Origin of the sequence: Metamycoplasma gateae, assembly GCF_036352135.1 — a bacterium.
Classification (GTDB): Bacteria; Bacillota_I; Bacilli_A; order Mycoplasmatales; family Metamycoplasmataceae; genus Metamycoplasma; species Metamycoplasma gateae.
In genome coordinates, this window is sequence record NZ_CP143578.1 from 441034 (window position 1) to 461240 (window position 20207).

14 protein-coding genes are annotated in these 20207 nt (G+C 25.3%); 3 read left to right on the forward strand and 11 right to left on the reverse strand.

Annotation, left to right across the window (positions count from 1 at the left end):
- Nucleotide 1 precedes the first annotated feature (1 nt).
- The 4 genes from infB to V2E26_RS02120 form a co-directional block, all read right to left on the reverse strand.
- On the reverse strand, nt 2-1807 hold the full coding sequence (infB, locus tag V2E26_RS02105) for a translation initiation factor IF-2 (protein WP_330463225.1): 1806 nt from the start codon (nt 1805-1807) through the stop codon (nt 2-4).
- A complete protein-coding gene (locus V2E26_RS02110) occupies nt 1768-2064 on the reverse strand; it encodes a YlxR family protein (RefSeq protein ID WP_330463226.1) in 297 nt (98 codons plus the stop codon). Before V2E26_RS02110 ends, infB begins: the two co-directional genes overlap by 40 nt.
- Nucleotides 2051-3658, reverse strand: a complete 1608-nt coding sequence (gene nusA / locus V2E26_RS02115; protein ID WP_330463227.1) for a transcription termination factor NusA — start codon at nt 3656-3658, stop codon at nt 2051-2053. The genes V2E26_RS02110 and nusA overlap by 14 nt, the downstream gene beginning before the upstream one ends.
- Nucleotides 3659-3806: 148 nt before the next feature.
- Complete coding sequence (locus V2E26_RS02120; protein ID WP_330463228.1) at nt 3807-5963, reverse strand: helix-hairpin-helix domain-containing protein; 2157 nt, start codon at nt 5961-5963, stop codon at nt 3807-3809.
- 147 nt (nt 5964-6110) lie between these two features.
- Between V2E26_RS02120 and V2E26_RS02125 the strand changes: the two genes are divergently transcribed.
- Nucleotides 6111-7022 carry a nucleotidyltransferase gene (locus tag V2E26_RS02125; protein WP_330463229.1) on the forward strand — a complete coding sequence of 304 codons (912 nt, stop codon included), beginning with the start codon at nt 6111-6113 and terminating at the stop codon, nt 7020-7022.
- Between the two features lie 561 nt (nt 7023-7583).
- Here the strand turns inward: V2E26_RS02125 and pip are convergent.
- The 7 genes from pip to V2E26_RS02160 all read right to left on the reverse strand — a co-directional run bounded on the left by pip (nt 7584) and on the right by V2E26_RS02160 (nt 15930).
- Complete coding sequence (pip, locus tag V2E26_RS02130; protein WP_330463230.1) at nt 7584-8525, reverse strand: prolyl aminopeptidase; 942 nt, start codon at nt 8523-8525, stop codon at nt 7584-7586.
- Between the two features lie 135 nt (nt 8526-8660).
- Nucleotides 8661-9581, reverse strand: coding sequence for a DHH family phosphoesterase (locus V2E26_RS02135; protein ID WP_330463231.1), 921 nt, complete (start codon nt 9579-9581; stop codon nt 8661-8663).
- On the reverse strand, nt 9581-11749 hold the full coding sequence (locus V2E26_RS02140; protein ID WP_330463232.1) for a PhnE/PtxC family ABC transporter permease: 2169 nt from the start codon (nt 11747-11749) through the stop codon (nt 9581-9583). The genes V2E26_RS02135 and V2E26_RS02140 overlap by 1 nt, the downstream gene beginning before the upstream one ends.
- Nucleotides 11742-12647 (reverse strand): phosphonate ABC transporter ATP-binding protein, encoded by a 906-nt coding sequence (gene phnC / locus V2E26_RS02145; RefSeq protein ID WP_330463233.1) that lies wholly within the window; start codon nt 12645-12647, stop codon nt 11742-11744. Before phnC ends, V2E26_RS02140 begins: the two co-directional genes overlap by 8 nt.
- A gap of 7 nt (nt 12648-12654) precedes the next feature.
- The gene (locus tag V2E26_RS02150; protein WP_330463234.1) at nt 12655-13938 is read right to left on the reverse strand and encodes a type 2 periplasmic-binding domain-containing protein; all 1284 of its coding nucleotides are present in this window, start codon (nt 13936-13938) and stop codon (nt 12655-12657) included.
- A gap of 182 nt (nt 13939-14120) precedes the next feature.
- Nucleotides 14121-15044, reverse strand: coding sequence for a primosome protein (locus V2E26_RS02155; protein ID WP_330463235.1), 924 nt, complete (start codon nt 15042-15044; stop codon nt 14121-14123).
- 16 nt (nt 15045-15060) lie between these two features.
- Nucleotides 15061-15930, reverse strand: a complete 870-nt coding sequence (locus V2E26_RS02160) for a DnaD domain protein (protein WP_330463236.1) — start codon at nt 15928-15930, stop codon at nt 15061-15063.
- A gap of 413 nt (nt 15931-16343) precedes the next feature.
- Here V2E26_RS02160 and dnaE point away from each other — a divergent pair, with 413 nt between their 5' ends.
- Together dnaE and V2E26_RS02170 are read left to right on the forward strand one after the other, a co-directional pair.
- The gene (gene dnaE, locus V2E26_RS02165; RefSeq protein ID WP_330463237.1) at nt 16344-19322 is read left to right on the forward strand and encodes a DNA polymerase III subunit alpha; all 2979 of its coding nucleotides are present in this window, start codon (nt 16344-16346) and stop codon (nt 19320-19322) included.
- Nucleotides 19322-20194 carry a 5'-3' exonuclease gene (locus V2E26_RS02170; protein ID WP_330463238.1) on the forward strand — a complete coding sequence of 291 codons (873 nt, stop codon included), beginning with the start codon at nt 19322-19324 and terminating at the stop codon, nt 20192-20194. Before dnaE ends, V2E26_RS02170 begins: the two co-directional genes overlap by 1 nt.
- Nucleotides 20195-20207: the final 13 nt, after the last annotated feature.

Consider the following 20207-nt stretch of genomic DNA (forward strand, 5'->3'; position numbering starts at 1 on the left):
ATTAAACTAATACATCCTCATAAAATTTTAATTCATCATCTACTTCTATTTTATCAAAATCTTTAACGTGAGTACCAAAATCGAAACCTTTTTCTACTACCTTAACATCATTTTTTTCTCTTTTTAAAGAACTTATTGATCCTTTAAAAATGCTTTTGCCTCTTCTAAAAACTTCAACTTTACAAAATTCTTTTGCAGAACCTTCAAGCATTTTACATCCAGCAATTGTTCCAACTTTTGAATAGAAAAATAATTGTATAACTGTTGCCAATCCAATTTGTTTTTCTTCATAAACTGGTTCTTTTAATGTATTAATAATTGATTCTAATTCTTCAACTATTTTATAAATAATATTGTGTGAAGCAATTTTAATTTTTTTATTCTCTGCTAGTTTTTTAATTTCACTTGAAATATTAATATTAAATAAATAAATTCTTGAATTTGATGCTTCAGCAAGTAATAAATCAGCTTTTGTTAATTCTCCTGCTGTTGCTCTTATAACATTAACTGAAATTTCATCATTTTTAATTTTTAAAAGTGTTTGTTTGATTGCTTCAGCAGTCCCTTGAACGTCAGTTTTTATAATGATATTCAAAGTTTTTTGTCCATCTTTTATCGAAAAAGAATTTTTCTCACTCAATTCTCTTTGTTTATTAATAAATGATTTTTCTTCAGCTAATTTTTTAGCAAATTTTTCATCACTTATAACAATGAATCTATCTCCTGATAAAGGATTTTTATTCAAACCTGTTATAACACAAGGTGTTCCTGGTAAAACTTTTTGTAATGGTTTGCCATCAACTGAGGTTAAACTTCTAATATTTCCATATTGCCCACCAGCAACAATGAAATCTCTAGGTAATAAGGTTCCATTCTCCACAATGATAGTAGAAACGACACCTCTTCCTTTGTCAATTTTAGATTCAATAACTGTTCCAAATGGATCACGGTTTAAATTAGCTTTTAAATCAAGTAAATCAGATTGTAAGAATATTGATTCTAAAAGTAAATCAATATTTTCATTTTGCATAGCTGATCCATAAATAAATTGGTTTTGTCCTCCTCATTCTTCACAAACTATATCATGCTCACTTAATTGACTTTTTACTTTTTCAGGATCAGCGCCTGGTTTGTCCATTTTATTTACAAAAACAATGATAGGAACATTAGCAGCTTTTGCGTGGTCAATGGCCTCAATTGTTTGAGGTTTAACACCATCGTCAGCTGCGACTACAATAATAACTATATCTGTAACTTTTGCACCTCTAGAACGCATTTCTGTAAATGCCTCATGTCCAGGTGTATCAAGAAAAGTAATTTTACGTCCGTTATATTCAACTTGATATGCGCCAGTGTGTTGTGTTATTCCTCCAAACTCAGATGCTAAAATATTACTTTTTCTTATCTGATCAATTAAAGTTGTTTTACCATGATCAACGTGTCCCATTATTGTTACAATTGGAGGACGTGTAAATAAGTCGTTTGGGTCATTAGTAATTTCTAATTTATCAAATAAATTATCAGCATCAACAGTTTCTTCTTTTCTAAAATCAAGATCATAATTTAAACATAATTCAGCTATTTCCTCTTCATTTAAAAAAGTATTGATAGTTTTCATAACACCTTTTTTAAAATAATAAGTCAAAATATTAGCTGCTGTTTTATTAATTTTATTACTAAATTCACCAACTGTTAGAGGGCCACTAAAAATAAATACACCATCTTGAACTTTTGTTTCGACAACATTTAGTTTTTCTTTAATGTTGTCTACATTTGATGTTCTTTTATTGTTTTTTTGCTTACCCATTCTTCCACCTCTTTTCTTAACTTTTCATATATTGGTTCATCAATTTTTTGCCTGAAAGCTTTGTTTAATAAGTGTTTTTTGAATAATGAATTAATTTGGTCTGGATTATCTAGACAATACGTTCCTCTCCCTTTTAATTCAATATTTGGATCAAAATAAAAATTATTATTTATTTTTGCAAATCTAATTAGTTGAGATACAGGATAAATTTTTCCATCAACTATAGACTTACGAGAATATTTTTTATCAATCTTCATTATCTAAATCACTTAAGTCTAAGTCTTCTAATCCAGCACTTAAATCAGCATCTTTTTTGAAATCTTTCATCTTTGTAGATGTTATTTTTTCATAATCTTCTTCAATTTCTTTTTTATCTTTAACTACAACATCTTTAATGTTTTCTGAATAAACATCGTAATCAGGATCTTCTTCTATATTGAAATTAAATTCATTTTGAATTTCTGACAATGCTTTTTCAATATCGTCATCAATATTTGATTCATATAATTGTTTTTCAAAAACTTGTTCTGTTTGTTGAGCCTTTTGTCTTAATTCGGCCAAATCTTCATCAAATTCAGAAATATTAAATGAAGAATCTAAAATTGAATCAAATGATTTTCTTGCAGGCTTTTTATTAATTGGTTTTAGATTTAGTTTTTGACCTTGGTATTTTAACTTAGCTTCTTCTTCACTAATATTAGCCTTTTCGAAAGTGTATTGAATTCCCATTTGATCAGCTTGAGCCTGAGAAATTATGTCTAAACGACTCTTTGTAAGTTCAGAAGCTAAGCGAACATTTTGACCTCTTTTACCTATTGCAAGTGTATGTTGAGCATTAGGCACAATTACTATATAGCTCTTAAATTGTTCGGTAGAATCTTCTTTTTCTAGAATATCAATAACTCTTGACGGACTTACTGCGTTCATTACAAATTTTATTTTGTCTTCGTCATATAAAACAACATCAATTTTTTCATCTTTTAATTGTTTTGAGATTGCTTCAATTCTTTCTGAGTTTTTACCAATTACAGTTCCTAATTCTTCAAGGGCAAAAGGAGCTGATTCAGTTTTTCTAATTGCAACTTTTGCTCTTTCACCAGGAATTCTAACAACTTTAACTAATTCCACGTAGCCTAATGCAACTTCAGGTATTTCTTGTTCAAATAATTTATTTAATAGTTTAGATTCGACTGATGAAACTAAAACTTGAGCATTTTTTGATTCAGGTTTTACTTCTTCGATATAAACATCTATTAAATCACCTGGTCTTAAATTTGCAAGCAATCTAAGATTTGTAGTTGATGGGGGCATATATGCAACTGTACCATCTTGAAATTCCATTAAAGTTCCAGTTTTTGTTATATTTGTAATTTTTGCCTTAACAATACTTCCAATTAGATTTATATATTTATTAAAAATCATTTGCTTTTCTAATTCGCGAATTTGTTGATTAAAAATACTTAGTATTTTTTGATAATCTCTCTTATGAAATCTTTCAAAATCAATTTCATCCGAAATAATATCTCCTTCTTCGATGTTTGGATTTATTTCTAAGGCTTCCTTAATTGTGATTTCAATACATGGACAAAAATTATCTTTTTCCTCGTCTGTTTTAGGTTCTTCAGTAACAATTTTTGTGTGGTTAATAATTTTAAATTGTTTATTTTCTTTATCAATAATAAATTCAAGTTCAGCATCAGGATCATATTGACCTAATATAACTTGTTCGACTGCACCTTTGAATAAATTAATTACAATATCTTCATCAATTCTTTTAATTTGTGAAACATTATAAATCGCATTAAATATTTCTTTAGCTTTTAATGCTGTATTTGTACTTTTGATGCTCATATTTTCTCCTTTATTTAAATTTTATTACAAAAGGATTGGCCAAAGCGACCAACCCTTTTTAATCTTGATTAAAAATAGTATGATTAAATTTTAATATAAAAATGTAATTTAGATTATAAAAAAACTAATTATTATATTTTTTTATAATCTATCAAATTATTTTTCCTTGTAATTTTAAGTTATTTTTGTCGATATCAATAATTTTGATATTTATATTTGAACCAATTGAAATCACATCTGAAGGATGTTTGATAAAATGGTTTTCATCTTTTTTCATATTTCTTATATGAATTAACACATTTTCTTTTAATCCTATATATGCAAAAACACCAAAGTTTGTTATATTTTGAACTTGGCCTATAATTTCTTGGCCTATTTGAATATCTTCAAATCTCAAAATTTTATCGTTTACTATAAAACCTGATTTATTGTCTCTAATATCTTTACCTGGAGCTAATAAAGAATCAATTATTAAACTTATATCATACTTACTTGAATTTAATTTATTAGATAATTCTTCGATGTTTGCTGATTTTAGTGTTTCTACATCGATATCTTTCAGGTCAATTTCTAATTCTTTTACAACACTATCTGCTAAATCATATAAATCAGGATGAATATTTGTTTTATCGTAAATATTTTTTGAGTCATAAATTCTTAAGAAACCAACTGATTGTTCGTAAGCTTTCGGTCCCAATCCTTTTACTTTTTTAAGTTCATTTCTTGATTTAAATACACCATTTTCATTTCTATAATCTACGATGTTTTGGGCAATGGTTTTAGAAAGCCCAGAAACATATTCTAAAATAAATTTAGTTGCAGTATTTAAATCAACGCCCACCATGTTAACTGCCTTATCAACCTTGAATGATAATTTTGATGCTAATTGTTTTTGATTTACATCATGTTGATATTGTCCAACACCAAGTGATTTAGGGTCTATTTTAATAAGTTCATTAAGTGGATCTTGAAATCTTCTACCTATGTTTATTGCTGACCTATATTCAAGTTCAAGATTAGGAAATTCTTCTTGTGCAATTTTTGAAGCTGAATACACAGAAGCCCCAACCTCACTTACTATTGCAAATTTAGTATCAATATTAAAACCTTTTTCTCTTCTTACTTTTAAAAGTTTATCAACAAATTCCTCTGTTTCTCTACTTGCGGTACCATTTCCAATTACAATTAAATCTACGTAATATTTAGATAATATTTCATGGCATTTTTTTACAGCTTCTAAAAATTTATCTTTTGAAGAAGAATGTGGATAAATAATAAATCCTTCTAAATAATTACCATTACCATCTAACATTGCGCACTTACAACCATTTAAATATCCCGGATCAATTGACAAAATGCTTTTATTTTTAACAGCTGGTGATAACAATAAATCTTCAAGATTTTGCGCAAATAGTTCTATAGCTTCTTTTTCTGCTCTTTCAAATAAATCAGCCTTTATTTCTCTAATAATCGAAGGAAATATCAAACGATCTAAGGCATCTTTGATTGATTCATTAATTATTTTTGCAGTTCTTTTGTTAATGAAAAATTTGTTATTTAAATGGTAAATTATTACTTTTTCATTAAATTCAATTGTGTAAGATAATATTTTTTTATCCTCACCTCTTGTTATTGCTAAAATTCGGTGGTTTGGTATTGTTTTAACTTTTTCATTATAGTCATAATATTGCTTAAATGTTTCTTTTTCATCTTCAACATTTTTCTTTTTTGTGATAATAGTCCCATAATTAACTAATTGATTTTTAACAAAATCACGTACAAGAGGATCTTGGGAAATATTTTGAGCAATTATAAATTTAGTTTGTTCAATTACATCATCTGTATTTAATAATGTTTTATTGTCAATGTATTTTGCAGCTTCTTTAAAAACGTTAAAATTTTCATCCTTATTATTTAAAATAAGGTCAGCAAAAGGACCTAATCCAAGAGCTAAGGCTTCAGTAGCTTTAGTTTTTTTACCAATTTTAAAAGGTTCATAAATATTCTCAACTTCTTGTTTCGTTGAAGCTTGTTCTATTTTTTTAGCAATTTCTGGATCTAGCAATTTCTTTTCTTCTAGTATATTTTTTACATATTCTTTTCTTTTTTGTAATTCTACATCATATTCATATAAATTAAAAATACTTGCTACTTGTTCTTCATCCAATCCGCCCGTTACTTCTTTTCTATAACGCGAAATAAAGGGAATTGTTGCACCGTCTTGCAATAATTTTAATGTTTCAGCAACTTGATAATCTTTTATATTAAGTTTTTTTGCTACGTTTTTAACCGATATATCAACCATATTTCCTCCGTTTTTTTATTATTCTAAATTAGTATTTTAAATTATAAGACAAATAATGTTTTCGTTAATTTTTCTAAAATTTTTTTTAATATAGTTATTTATAATTTAAATAAAATTTATTTTTATTTTTTTAAAGAGGTGGATGAAATGTTAAGAATAGGATTAATAGCTGAATTTAACCCATTTCATAATGGTCATATTTTTTTATTAAAAAAAATTAAAGAAATATATCCTGATTCAAAAATAATAGTCGCCCTTTCATCTAATTACACTCAACGCGGAGAAATAGCATGTTCCTCGTTTTCAACAAGAAAAAAAATATGCAAAAAATATGGTGTTGATAAGGTTATAAAATTAGATTTTGAAACTTCGACACAAGCAGCACATGTTTTTGCAAAAGGTGCAATTGATAAATTAAATAAAAATAAGATTGATGTTCTGTTTTTTGGAACTTCAGATACAAATGACATAAATAAATATATAAAAGCTTCCAAACTAATTAAAGGGAATAAAGAACAATATGATAAAAACGTTAAAAAAATATTAAAGACAGGTAAATCATTTATTTTTGCTTGTTATGAATCTCTAAAATTATTCCTAGATGAAAAGGAAATACCTGAGGACATTTTAGGATTTGAATATACTAAATATGTTATTAATAACAATATAAATATTAAATTAAATTGTATAAAACGTTCTATTTCTCATCATTCACAAGATATAAGTGATGAATATGCTTCTGGAACAAAGCTACGCGAGATGATTAAAAACAATGAAGACATATCCAAATTTTCTCCTCTAAAAATAAAGAAGGTAAAAAGAATAGAAGACACTTACAAAAAATTTAAAAAAATTATTGTAAAAACAAATGCAAACAAACTTTCAAAAATTAAATTAATGTCCGAAGGAATGGAAAATTTATTCAAAAAAAATATACAAGCTAATTCTTATGATGAGTTCATAAATTTATGTACTTCGAAACGCTACACATCTTCTAGAATTAAAAGGGTTTATTTGTATGTTTTGAAGAAAAAAATCAAAAAAAATCAAACAAATTAGTTAAAAAAAACGAAAAATGCTTCGTTTTTTGTTTTAGCAAACAGTTAAAAATACTAAATATTACAAAATATATTTGAAGTAGTTATATAGATTTTAATACTATCAATAAACTAATCAAGGGAGATAAAACATTTCTCTATTATGCTAATACTGGAATTGATAAAGAGTATGCGAGATTTGACTAAATTTGATAAGAGATTTAATTGTTTAAAAAATGATTAAATGATAATGATTTTACAGTTGAAAATTTATCACAAAGTGAAATTTTCTTAGAATTATTTAAGTCTGTTAATGTTGAATATTTAAAACATAAATATCTTTCTGCTTATGTGCGAGCGATTATAATTACAAAAGATTGTGAGATTACTCAAGTGAAGAAAGAACTGTATTAGGTTTATTAAATGGAGTGGAAAATTATATCTATCAGCTAATAGAAGTTGAAGAAGGAAAAGTTTCAAAATATTTTAGAAAAATGATAATTAAAAACTTCACCTAATTAAGCGAAGTTTTTTTAAATTTTGTTTTTTATAATTTTAGCAATTGATTATACATTATTAATATCTAATTAGATGCTAGTATTTTAAATTCTTCGGTGGCATCAACTAATGCTTGTGCAATTTCTTCTTCTTTTGAAGAATGGCCCGCAATAACAAAATATAACTTTGAATTTTCTAAATTTTTGTGTAATAAATAAGCTCCTTCGGGTCTACAATCCATATCGTATCTACCATGAATAATTATTGTAGGAATGTGTTTTATTTTTTTGATGTTATTTAAAATATAATTGTCTTCTAAAAAAATATGATTAATAAAATAATGGTTTTCCAACCTTGCAAGTTCTAGGTTTGATTTATCGTTAGATAAAATTGTTTCAATATCTAATAATGGTTTTAATGTAATTAATCCTAATTCTCATTTTGCTCAATGATAAGCGGCCTTATAAGCAAGTTTTAAATCTTTACTGTTTAAATATTTGCTGTATGCTTTTATTAAATCATGTTTTTCATCTTCTGAAACAAAATTTGAAAACTCTTCATAAGCTTCTGGAAAATAATGTGAAGCCCCTTTTTGATAAAGATATTGGTCATCTTCATATCTACCTAAGAAAATTCCTCTTAATATCATTCCACTTACACTTTGAGGATAATTTATAGCATAAATTAAACTTAAACAAGACCCTCAAGATCCACCAAATAAAATTCATTTATCTATTTTTAATTCTTTTCTTAGTTTTTCCATATCTTCAACTAAGTCTAATGTTGTATTATCTTTAATTTCTGCTGATGGAATAGATTTCCCACAACCTCTTTGATCAAATAAAATAATTCTATAATGTTTAGGATCAAAATATTGACGACTAGATTCAGAAATTCCTCCTCCAGGACCACCATGAACAAATAATATTGGTTGTCCTTTTCGATTTCCAACTTCTTCATAATAAATACTATGAATATCACTAACCTTTAAATGCCCACTCTTATAAGGTTCTATGGGTTCAAACATAATAATTCCTTTCATTTATATTTGTATTATTAAATTATATATAAATATTTTGGCTAATCAGCTCATTAATGTATGAACAAAAAGAAGGACTTAATATTATTACAGACCTTCTTTTTAGATTTAAATTAATGTAATTTATTTACTTTTATTAATAAAGTTAAGAATTTCGTTTAATTTAGTTAAATCATTTTGTATAAATCCTGAAGAATTTAAATGTCCTCCACCACCAAAGGCATTAGCAACTTTTGATACATCAAAATATGTTTTAGATCTTATTTCGCAGCGATAATCGCCTTCTTTTCTTTTTAGAAAAGCAAGAGAAACCTCAGTAGTTGATTGTTCAACAAACTTAGCAACCAAAGGTCTTGCAATGTCGTTTGAAACTTCTTCATCAACTATCATATAAGATACTAAACTATTAACTTCAACATTTTTAATAGCTTTTAAAATAAATAAATTTTCAGCTTCATTAAGTTGCATCTTTTTTAATAAATTATTATAATCAAGACCCTGATCCATTAGAAATTTCATACATTCAAATGTTTCAGAATTAACATTTCTTTCTTTAAAAAATTCTGTATCTGTAATTATTGCAACAGCTAATGCTTCAATAACTTTTTGATCAGTTTTTAATTTTAATATCATTGCTAATTTAGTCATTAACTGACCAGTAGCCGGTCAAAAATCACCGCCAATTTCAAATAGTCATTTACCTTCAAAAGGATGATGATCAATTTTTAATGATTCTTCTGTTTTGACTCTTTTGTCATATATTCTTTTTTTTGTTGAAGTATCAACAACTATTTTTAATGAACTATCAAAAAAATCTTGATCAACTAATTGTATTTCTTCATCGCTTAAAAACATTAAATTTCTAGGGTAATCCCCGCCCGAAATTCTTACATTCTTACCTTTTTCATTCAAAAGAATCAAATGTTTTAATGCAACTGCTGAGCCAAGTGTATCACCATCAGGTTCAACATGTGTAAATAATGTTATATTTTTAGCCTTTTTAATATATGTTCAAAATTCAGTAATTTTTTGTTCTAAATTCATTATGTTCTCACTATCGATGCTTGTTTTTCAAAATAATTTTCAATAGCTATATTAGCAGATTTTTTAGCCATTCTTTTTCTTTTAAATCAATTTTTTATACTCATATTATTTTTCATTACACTATCATATGTTTGTTTATAAATAGAAGAAACATCATCTTTTACTAGCTTTATATTATGTCTATAAAGATCAATATATTCTTTCTTTTTAGAATTTAACTCTTTTAAAAGAATATCATCAGGTAAATTCTTATTTTCAATTCAATATTTATAAATAAATAATTTATTAAACTTATGAAAAGCAATCATGTAATTTGCATAGTATTTGTCGTTTGCAAAATTGATATTATTTGTTTTAGATATTGCTAATGATTTAATTAACATATTTCTTTTAAGAAGTTTTTTAAATCACACATCTTGGTCAAAGAAATAACCAGTCATTAATTTTGATCTTACCATGTTTGAAATTTGTTCCAATATTAGTAGCACTGCAATGGTAAATAATAAATATGAAGATAATTTATCTCAATTATTTGAATCAGATGAATAAGTGCTAATTTGGAAACCAAAATCACTTGCTCCTACTGCGCCTATAACAACTGTACTCTTGAAATTAATTTCAACTCTATATAAAAAGTTCGATAAGGCTTGAGGAAGTATTGATTTTATAATTACAAATTTAACTTTTTGGAATCAAGTAGCTCCAAGGGAGTCAAGAGATTGAAATAGTTTATTTGGTATCTTTTCCACAGATTCCATTATTAATTTTCCAAGCATACCAATTGAGTGAATACCTAAAGCTAATACCCCGGCAAAAAGTTTTGAATCTTTTGAAAGTATTAAGAATAATAACGCAAACGTAAATGCTGGTATTGCTCTTAATACAATTATTAATAACTTGAATGGGTATGAAAAATATTTATTTATGTTTTTTGATGCTAATATTCCAAGAATTAAGGCAAAGAATAAACCAATTATAGAAGAAGCTATTGAAACCAATAAAGCATCAATACCTAGAGGAATAACGCTTGTTTTAGTACCTTTTCATTCTCCTCCAAATAAACTCCAATCTGGATTAAATAATTTTTTGATACCATGTTTAAATTGATTAATTTTTGTAGAGTTTCCAATGTTTCATTCAATTTGTGTCAATGAGGCAATAATTAAGGAAATAACAAATATTAAAATAAATATTTTAAAAATAAACATCTTAGATTTTTGACTTTTTAGTTGTTCTAGTTGTTTTTTATATGGTAATTTTTCATCAATCGTTGGATGTTTTTGTGAATAATCTAAAATATATTTTTTAATTAAGAAATTCAAAGTTTCAATGAATATCATTAAGGTTATTAAAGTTCATAGAACTATTGACATATGTGAAAAATTATGTTCCACAGCATATTGATCCGAAAGAAGCTGTCCTATAGTTCCAATTCCTACAATTGAAAGAATAGCAGCAAATCTTACAACCATTTCAAATGAATAAAATCCATATGAAACTATTCTTTTCATTAAATATGGTAATATCGCGCTTTTGAATGCTAAAGCCTTGCTATTACCAATAGCTTGTGCTCCATAATAAGCACTTGTATCATATGTGTCCAAATCTTCATACAATCATTTGCTCATTAAAGAACATACAAATATTGCGATTGAAAAAGTTGCAGCTAAGCTTTTTGAAAATAAGAAGAAGAATATAAAAGCAAATACAACAGGTGGAACTGCTCTTATAATCGACATTATTATTCTAAAAGGCAAGTATATAATTTTGTCTTTTATAAAGTTTTTAGAACTCAATAAAGCAATAGGTACAGAAAGAATTATTCCAAGTATAGTACCTAAAATTGAGTACGAAACTGTCGTTCATAAATATTGTAGACTTCTAATAAAGGTCTCAGTAGGTGTAAATGTTGAAGCACCAATCTCTGCTTCTTTATTAACCTCAAAAAAATGTCCTATTTGTCTTCAAAATTCTTTTCAGTTTTGAAAATCGGGCTTTATAGCAATTATCATTGATATTACTAATATAAAGATTATTGTTCCACCTAAAATTTTTAATCAAGGAAACTTTTTAGTAACTTTTTGATTATTAATATCAATAAATTTTGGATTAAAATAATTAACTATAGACTCATTAAATAATTTAAATTTAGCACTTGAATTATTCATTATTTTTATTTTCACTAATTTTATCTAAAATTTCTTTTTGAATTATTTGTCTCTTACGTCTATTTTCAATAAATTGCTCTTCATCAAATTGCTCTAATTTTTCGCCATATATTTCTTTTAACTTAGTTAAATCCACTTTTTCTCAACTATCATTAAAAATAATTCTTCCTTTTTTTACACCTATTATTCTATCAGCATATTGCAATGCTAAATCAACGTGATGTAAATTTGCTACAACAGTTATTTTTTCTAATTTATTTGCAAATAGAAAGCCATCCATAACGCTTTTAGCCATAATAGGGTCCAAAGCTCCTACAGGTTCATCAGCTAAGATTATTTTAGGTTTTTGAGCTAATGTTCTTGCTAGTGCAACTCTTTGCATCTGCCCACCTGATAAATCTTTAGCCATGTCGTATGCATTTTCTAAAATATTTACTTTTGCAAGACATTGATAAGCAAGTTCAACATCTTTTTTACTATATAAACCAAAAAATGCTCTAAATTTATTCATTTGTGGAAGTCTTGCAGAAAGAACATTTTGTAAAACTGAAATATTTTCAACAAGATTATAGTTTTGAAAAATAATTCCTACTTTAGTTCTAAATTTTCTTAATTTGTTACCTTTTAAATTGTTAACAAGGTAGGGACCTACTTTTAGAGTCCCTGAAGTTATACCGCTTATTTTATTTACTGTTTTTATTAATGTTGTTTTTCCTGCACCCGATAATCCAATAACGGCAACGAATTCTCCTTGTTTAATTTCAAGGTTAATATCACTTAATCCTTTAGTACCATTTGGATATACTTTTGATGCATTTTCTCAAACGATATTTCAATCTTCTTTAAAAGATTGTTTATCATTAATATTTATATTTTTATCTTTGTTTTTGTCAGACATTATATTTTTATGATTTTAAGAATGTTTTAAAACCGATAAAATGTTTCTTAAATCATTGTTCTGGATATGTAAATGATGCGGCTGAAGTTGTTGAAGTATAACCATAAATAACATGTTTACTTACATCATCTCAATTTAATTGTCAATCTGAACCTTGTTCATCTAATGCTTTTTTAACAATTTTATAGATTTCTGAATTCTTGTTAACATAAATATATGAACGGTAGAAACCAACCTTTGGTAAGTCAGTGCCATCAGCTAAAGAATCAACATGAGCCTTTAATTGTTCATTATATCCTTCTGTTGTTGCTTGTGGGTTTGAAGCTGCTTCTTTATTTATATACAAGTTATTATTGTTAAATGTTTTGTAATTATTAAATGCTTCTACTAAAAGTTTTTCATCATTAAATTTAGGTGCAGAAGAATTTTCTTTACTCATGTAAGGGTCAATAATTTGAACATTTCTTCCTGCTTGTAAGATAAAACTTGAATTTCCAGATAATTTAGCTCATGTATCAACCGGTAAAAATGCTACGTCTATTGATTTTGATTTTAAAGCAGATGCAGCTGCATTGTAATCACTTGAAACTGAAATTTCAATATTTGTAATTGATTTTTCCATAAAGAATCTAGCCAATTTTTCAGTTGCTTTTTGTACTAATGATGCATCTGAAGATGGAATAAATTGAATTTTTAACTTTTTATCAGCTGATACTGTCGAAAATGTTTTGTCTGTTTCATTGTATGAAATATATTCACTATCACCTGTTGGCATAGTTGCATATGCCTTTTTAGATTCACCAAGAATGTTATAAGTAATTTCTGATTCGAAACCTACAGGAGTATATCCATCGTGGTTATAAATTTTAAAAATACTATTTAATTTATTATTTGAATCTTTATATGTTAAATTACCTTCAACACCGCTTTTAGCTTCAGCTCCGGCACTATTAACTGCTAATATTAATAGCTGTTGAATAGCTTTAATATCTCCTAATTTTAAGTCTGATCTTGCTTGAACTCCGTCGTTAGAAATATAGTTTGTTGCCCCGATAACTACTAAATCTTGTGGATTTGTTTTTTCATAAAATCTAGCATCTGCTCATGCTCCTGCCATAGTAATACTTTTGTTTGCTAATTTTTGCATTTGATCAGCATAACCATTTGTTTTAATTGCCTCAAATGACTGCTCAGGTTGACATTGAACAGAAATAAGCCCTAATGCAACTGGTAAAACTGGTGTTGCAATTAGAGATGATAATAAAAATTTTCTTTTTGTTGTATTTTTCATTTTTCCTCAATCTTTTTTTAATTTCTTAATTCTTAACTTTACTTTAATTTTTTTAACAAAACAAATTATAAAAAAAGGAAAAATAAGTATAAAAAAAACACCTTTTTTATTAGTGTTTTTAGAAAAAATACAATTATTAAAAAAATATTTTTTTATCGGGCTTAAATATTATATATAAATTATTAATTAATTATTATCTTTTTAAAATTATTTATTATTAAGTTTCTAAATAATTCTTCCAAATCGTTTTTTTGATCTTTTGAATAATAGTAGCTTGTTAGTAGTTTTGTTTTTTTATTTGTTATATCTCTTGAAGAAGAAATTACCGTTGAAAGTGTTTTTAATTTTCGTGTTGCAAAAATATTTATTAAATAATCAAAGAATCATTGTGGTTTTAGTCCTAAAGATAAATTTGAAATTAATAATACATCTACCTTATTTAAATAAAGCTCAATTGATTTTTTTTCTTCAGCATTGGAAGATAAATAATTAAATAAATCGTTTGCTGAAATAAACGCAACGCTTTTATCAAAAGAAATTCCATTCATAGCTGCGATATATTTTAAAATGTCATTGCCGACTGACATACTATTATCGTATAATCATATGTTGTAGCTAAATTCAGGAGATTTAAAAGCATTTTCTAATGTTTCTTTAATTCCTAATGATTCTTTTGTTTTGATTAATGAATTAATATAATTTTTTATATTACTTTTTGACTGAGAAAAAACTTTAGTATCATTCATTGAAGAAGATGAATAATTATCAAAATAACTTTGAATGTTAGGATCTAAACTTGTTATCGATGTTAATCAAAAATTATCAATCAGTCTACTCTTTTGAAACATTGAATCAGCAGAATAATCCTCTGCTAAAAAACCATAAATATCAACAAATAGCTTATATGAAGGTTTAGAATTATTTTCAATTACATAATCGTGATATCTTTGTAATATCCCCATACCTTTTTTTATTTGATAATCATTTAGGTTTAATCTTTTAATTTCATCAATAATAAAATCTTTTGATAAAACTTCTTTTTTTAATTCTTCAACATTTATTTTATTATCAAATGAAATAACACTTTCTAATATTTCTTTTTTCATTATATCCTCTCAAAAATTAATCATCTCATGATAATCCATCATCTAAATTATGAGAGATTTCTTTAAATTTAGGGGTAGCAAAGTTTATGCTTGTATTATTTTTAAAATTAATAACTTGAGATAGTTCATTATCAATTAATTCAGCCTCAAATAAGTTTCTCTTAGCAAAATCATCTGCAATTTTTAAAATATAATTGCAAACTATTGAATTATTTACTGAAATAGAATATTTTATAAAGCAATTAATAGCTTTATCATCAAAGTTTAATAACTTAATTTTTTTAAGCATTAGTATTTGTGATGGGCTCAGTTCTCTCTTGGTGTAATTAAAAATATATTCTTCAGAAGATAACGTATTTAATAATTCATCTTCATTAACCAAGGTAAAATCAAATGTTTCAATTGATTTTAGCATATTCTTATCGCAATTAAATACATCAAAAAATGTTTTTGATACATCATTCATGTTTTTATTATCAAAATAATAAACTGCATGTTGTTTAATTAATTCATTAAATTTAATTTCACCAATTTTATTTTTTAAAATATTAGCAATTAAACAATTATTAGAAATTTCATTAGCGTTTAATGGTTTTATTAATTTAAACAATAAATTTCCGTCCTTATCTTGAAATGTTTTAATAAGACCTAAACCTTCTAATTTATTTTTAGTTTCTTCTAATTCAAAATAATCTAATAATAAAAATTCACTTGTCTCATATAAATCATGTTTTTTTAATTTATTAATATTATATAAATCAAATAAATGATGATAAAAAGTAATTCCTAAACTTCCTATTATAGGAGAATAAAATGTTCTTAAATTAATTAAATCATTAGAATTTATATCCGCTGAATTATCAACAAAAAATTTAACTTGATTCATTTTACCCTCCTTCTTATTTTTTAATAAATTTAGTTTTTTCTTTCGACCTGCAAATAATTTTATGAGACTAATTCAATAAAAAGTCTCAATTTTTTATACTTTTTTTCTAATGTAATAAAATAGAGCTTTTTTATAACAAATTTCATTTTTAGTTATCTTCTAAAAATCAGCAATTTTTTCAAAAAAATATAAGTTTTCTACACAAAATTGTCGATAAAATCGTTATAAAAAGTCATAAAATTATGCTAAAAAAAGCTATTGTAAAAATATCATTAAAAATTAAGAAGAAAAACGGCTTTTTACTTAAAAAGGTGTTAAAAAATACTTAAAAAATTGCTGATATTATAATCTTTTGAACACACTCTTTCTATAAATTAAATTAATTATTTTTTTATATTATTTATAATTAAAACATGAAATTATATAACCTTCATTTAAAAACAATTTTTTCATTTTTTGAAAGTACTATAACTGTTGATGATGCTATAAAAAAAGCTAAGGAAAATGATATAGATTACATAGTTTTTACCGAAAAAAATCATTTTTTTAGTCTAGGAGAAGCAAATAAGAAATGTTTAGAAAATGGAATTAAACCCATTTTCGGATTAGAAACTTCACTTTTTGTAAATGAAGTTCCTTATAAATTTGTTTTATTTGCAAAAAATAAAGAAGCTTTTATTACACTAAAAAAAATATCATATCGTTTATTAAATAATGAAAAAATTACCTTAGAAGAAATTCTAAGTTTTAATGATATTTTTATAATTGAAAATCCTAACCATAGTTATTACAAATTAACCAACAATATAATTAAAAATAAAAGCTATTATGTTGGTATTTCTTTAGAAGAAATTAACAATGATAATTTAAATTTAAATGAAGAGGTAAATTATTTAATTTTTAACAATTTTATTACTCTTGATATTGAAGATTATTCAATTATCAGCTTGCTTAAAAAAATGAACAACGATGAAGAGAAAATACAATTAGATCCAGGTTTATTTTTTCAATTTGATCCAAAAAATAAATTAGTTAAAAAACTAGTCTTAAAAACTAATGAATTTATTAAAGATTTATTTTTTTCATTTGAAAAACAAAAATACGAATTGCTAAAATTCAAAAATGATCAAAATTTAAGTTCAAAAGATTATCTTAGATATTTAATTTGAAAAAACATAAATGGAAATGAGGATTTTATTAATCTTTTTAAAAATGAAGAGTATAGATCAAGGCTAAAAAAAGAATTTGAAATCATCACATCTTTAGAATTTGAAGATTATTTTTTAATCATTCAAGACTGAATAAATTGAGCTAAAAATAATAACATTGCAATAGGTCCAGGTAGAGGTTCATCTGCGGGTTCTTTAATTTCATACATACTTGGAATTACAGAAATAGATCCAATTAAATATAACCTTATTTTTGAAAGATTTTTAAATCCAAAAAGAATTTCTATGCCTGATATTGATGTCGATGTACAGGATGATAGAAGATATGAAATAATAAATTATTTAGTAAATAAATATGGAGAAGATAAGGTTTCAAATATCATAACGTTTTCAACATTAGGTAAAAAATCAGCAATAAGAGATGTCTTAAGAGCTTATGAAGTTTCTCCTACGCAAATTAATCGTGTATCAAAACTAATTTCTTCAGACGAAACTAGTTTGTCCGAAGAAGCTAAAAAGAATTCTGCTTTTATGTATGAGCTTATGCAAGTTAATAAAAATGATGAAGAATTTGCTGAACAAATAATTAACCAAACATCAAAAATATCTGGTTTTTATAGACAAATTGGTACTCATGCAGCTGGAATTATAATTTCTGATAAACCATTAATTGAATCAATTCCCTCTTTCAAAAATGATGAAGAATTTGAACAAACTCAATTAAGTATGGAATATCTAGAATATTTCGGTTTAATTAAAATGGATATTTTAGGTCTTAAAACCCTTAGCACAATTAAACAAATTGAAGAAAATATAAAATCAAATTTAAATATTGTTATAGACTGAAAAAAAATCGATTATAACGATCAAAAAACTTTCGAACTTTTATCTTCAGGAAATACTGCTGGGATTTTTCAGGTTGAAAGTCCAATAATGATAAGAGCTTTAAGGAATATTAAAATTAACTCATTCAATGATATAAGTGCTGTTATTTCACTTAATAGGCCCGGTCCTATGGCTTATGTTACAAATTATGGAAAAAGAAAATTTAAACAAGAAGAAATTCCATCAATTTCAAAAGAATATGATGAAATCGTTAAAGATACATATGGAATAATAATCTATCAAGAACAAATTATGGAAATTGCTCAAAAAATTGCAAGCATGACTTTTGAAGAAGCCGATGTTTTAAGAAAAGTAATTTCTAAAAAGCAAAGTAATGAAATGAATGAAATAAGAAATAATTTCATAGCAAGGGCACTCAAAAATAATTATTCTTTACAAACTTCATCAAGAATTTTTGATAACATCGAAAAATTTGCTGATTATGGATTTAATAAATCTCATGCTGTTGCTTATTCAATGCTGACCTTTAAAATGGCATATCTAAAAGCTAATTACCCTCTTCAATTTTATGCCTCGTGTATTACAAGTGCAAACGGTGCTCAAGCGACAATATCAAAATATGTAAATGAAGCAAGAGGAATGAAAATTCAAATAATAAGTCCTGAGATTAATTTATCAAATGACGTTGCGACTATAAAAGACAAAAGTATAATTTTACCTTTTTCACTAATAAAAGGGATTGGACCTGAGATTATTAAATTAATTATTGAAAATAGAAAACAAAATGATAAATACATAAATTTTTTACATTGTATTTTATGTCTTAAAAATATAAAATCTGTAGGTAAAGCAACTTTAGAACTTTTAATAAAATCAAATTGCTTTAGAAACTTCAAACTATCTCAATCGACAATGCTAGCAGAAATAGATAACAATTCTAATTCAATGATTTTTATAAGTCAAAATTTAGCTAAAACCTCAAATGAAATACTAAATAAATTAATTGATAATAATCCAAAAAACTATTTAGATGATGATGAAAAAGTTTTAGAAAAAAATGAAATAGATTTATTGGGCCAAATGTACAACTTTTCATCAACTAAAAATTATGAAGTGAATGGAAATCGCTTAATCGATACAAGAATTAATAATGAATATGTAATGGTTGTACAATGTATAAATGTTGTATTAGGAAATGATAAAAGAGGAAAAGCATATCAAAGAATTGACCTACAAGATTCTACACAAAAAGTTGTTGCTTTCATGTTTAAAATAAATACTGAACTAAATGAATTAAAAAATAAATTAATGAAAATAAAATTCATAAGAAAAGATGATAACAAAATTCTTTTATTAGATTGAAAGGTAATTAAATAATGAATAAAAAAATATTAATAATTGATGGAACATATTTAGCATATCGTTCTTACTTTGCAATGAATAAAAGTAATGTTATTCTAACTGACGAAAACGGATTTTCAACTAATACTATTCTCCTATTTTTTAGAACTCTTTTTACTCTAATTAATGAACACAAACCTACACACTTGTTTATTGCTTTTGATGCTAAAGGAAAAACTTTCAGACATCAAATTTATAATCAATATAAGGACGGCAGAGCAAAAATGCCTATCGAATTTTATAAACAAATGGACTTAATAAAAGATATTTTGAATAATCTAAATATTACAAATATTGAAAAAGAAGGATTTGAGGCTGATGATTTAATTGCTAAGGTTTGTTCTTTATACAATGGCGAACAAAAATTAATTTTCTCAGCAGACCAAGATTTAAATCAATTAATAGATGAAAATACTAATATTATCAAGAAATATAAGGATACGATAATCATACTTAATCTTCAAAATTTCAAAGATATTTACGGGTTTGAACCTTATCAAGTTGTTGATTACAAGGCAATAGTTGGAGATAGCAGCGATAACTTTTTTGGAATTAAGGGAATAGGTCCTAAAACTGCCATTAAATTATTAGAAGAATTTGAAACTTTAGAAAATATATATTCAAACTTAGAAAATATAAAACCTAATTGAGCAACTAAATTTGAAGAATTTAAGGATATAGTTTTTAGAGATCAAAAAATTGCTAAATTAGTAACTAACTTTGATCTTGAAAACATAAGTTTAGAAAATCTTAAAATTTCAAACATTAAACCTAGTGAAAAGGCAATTGAAATCATTGAAAAATATCAATTAAATTCAATAAAAAAAGCAGTAATGAAATTTAAATAAAAATTTGGCGACG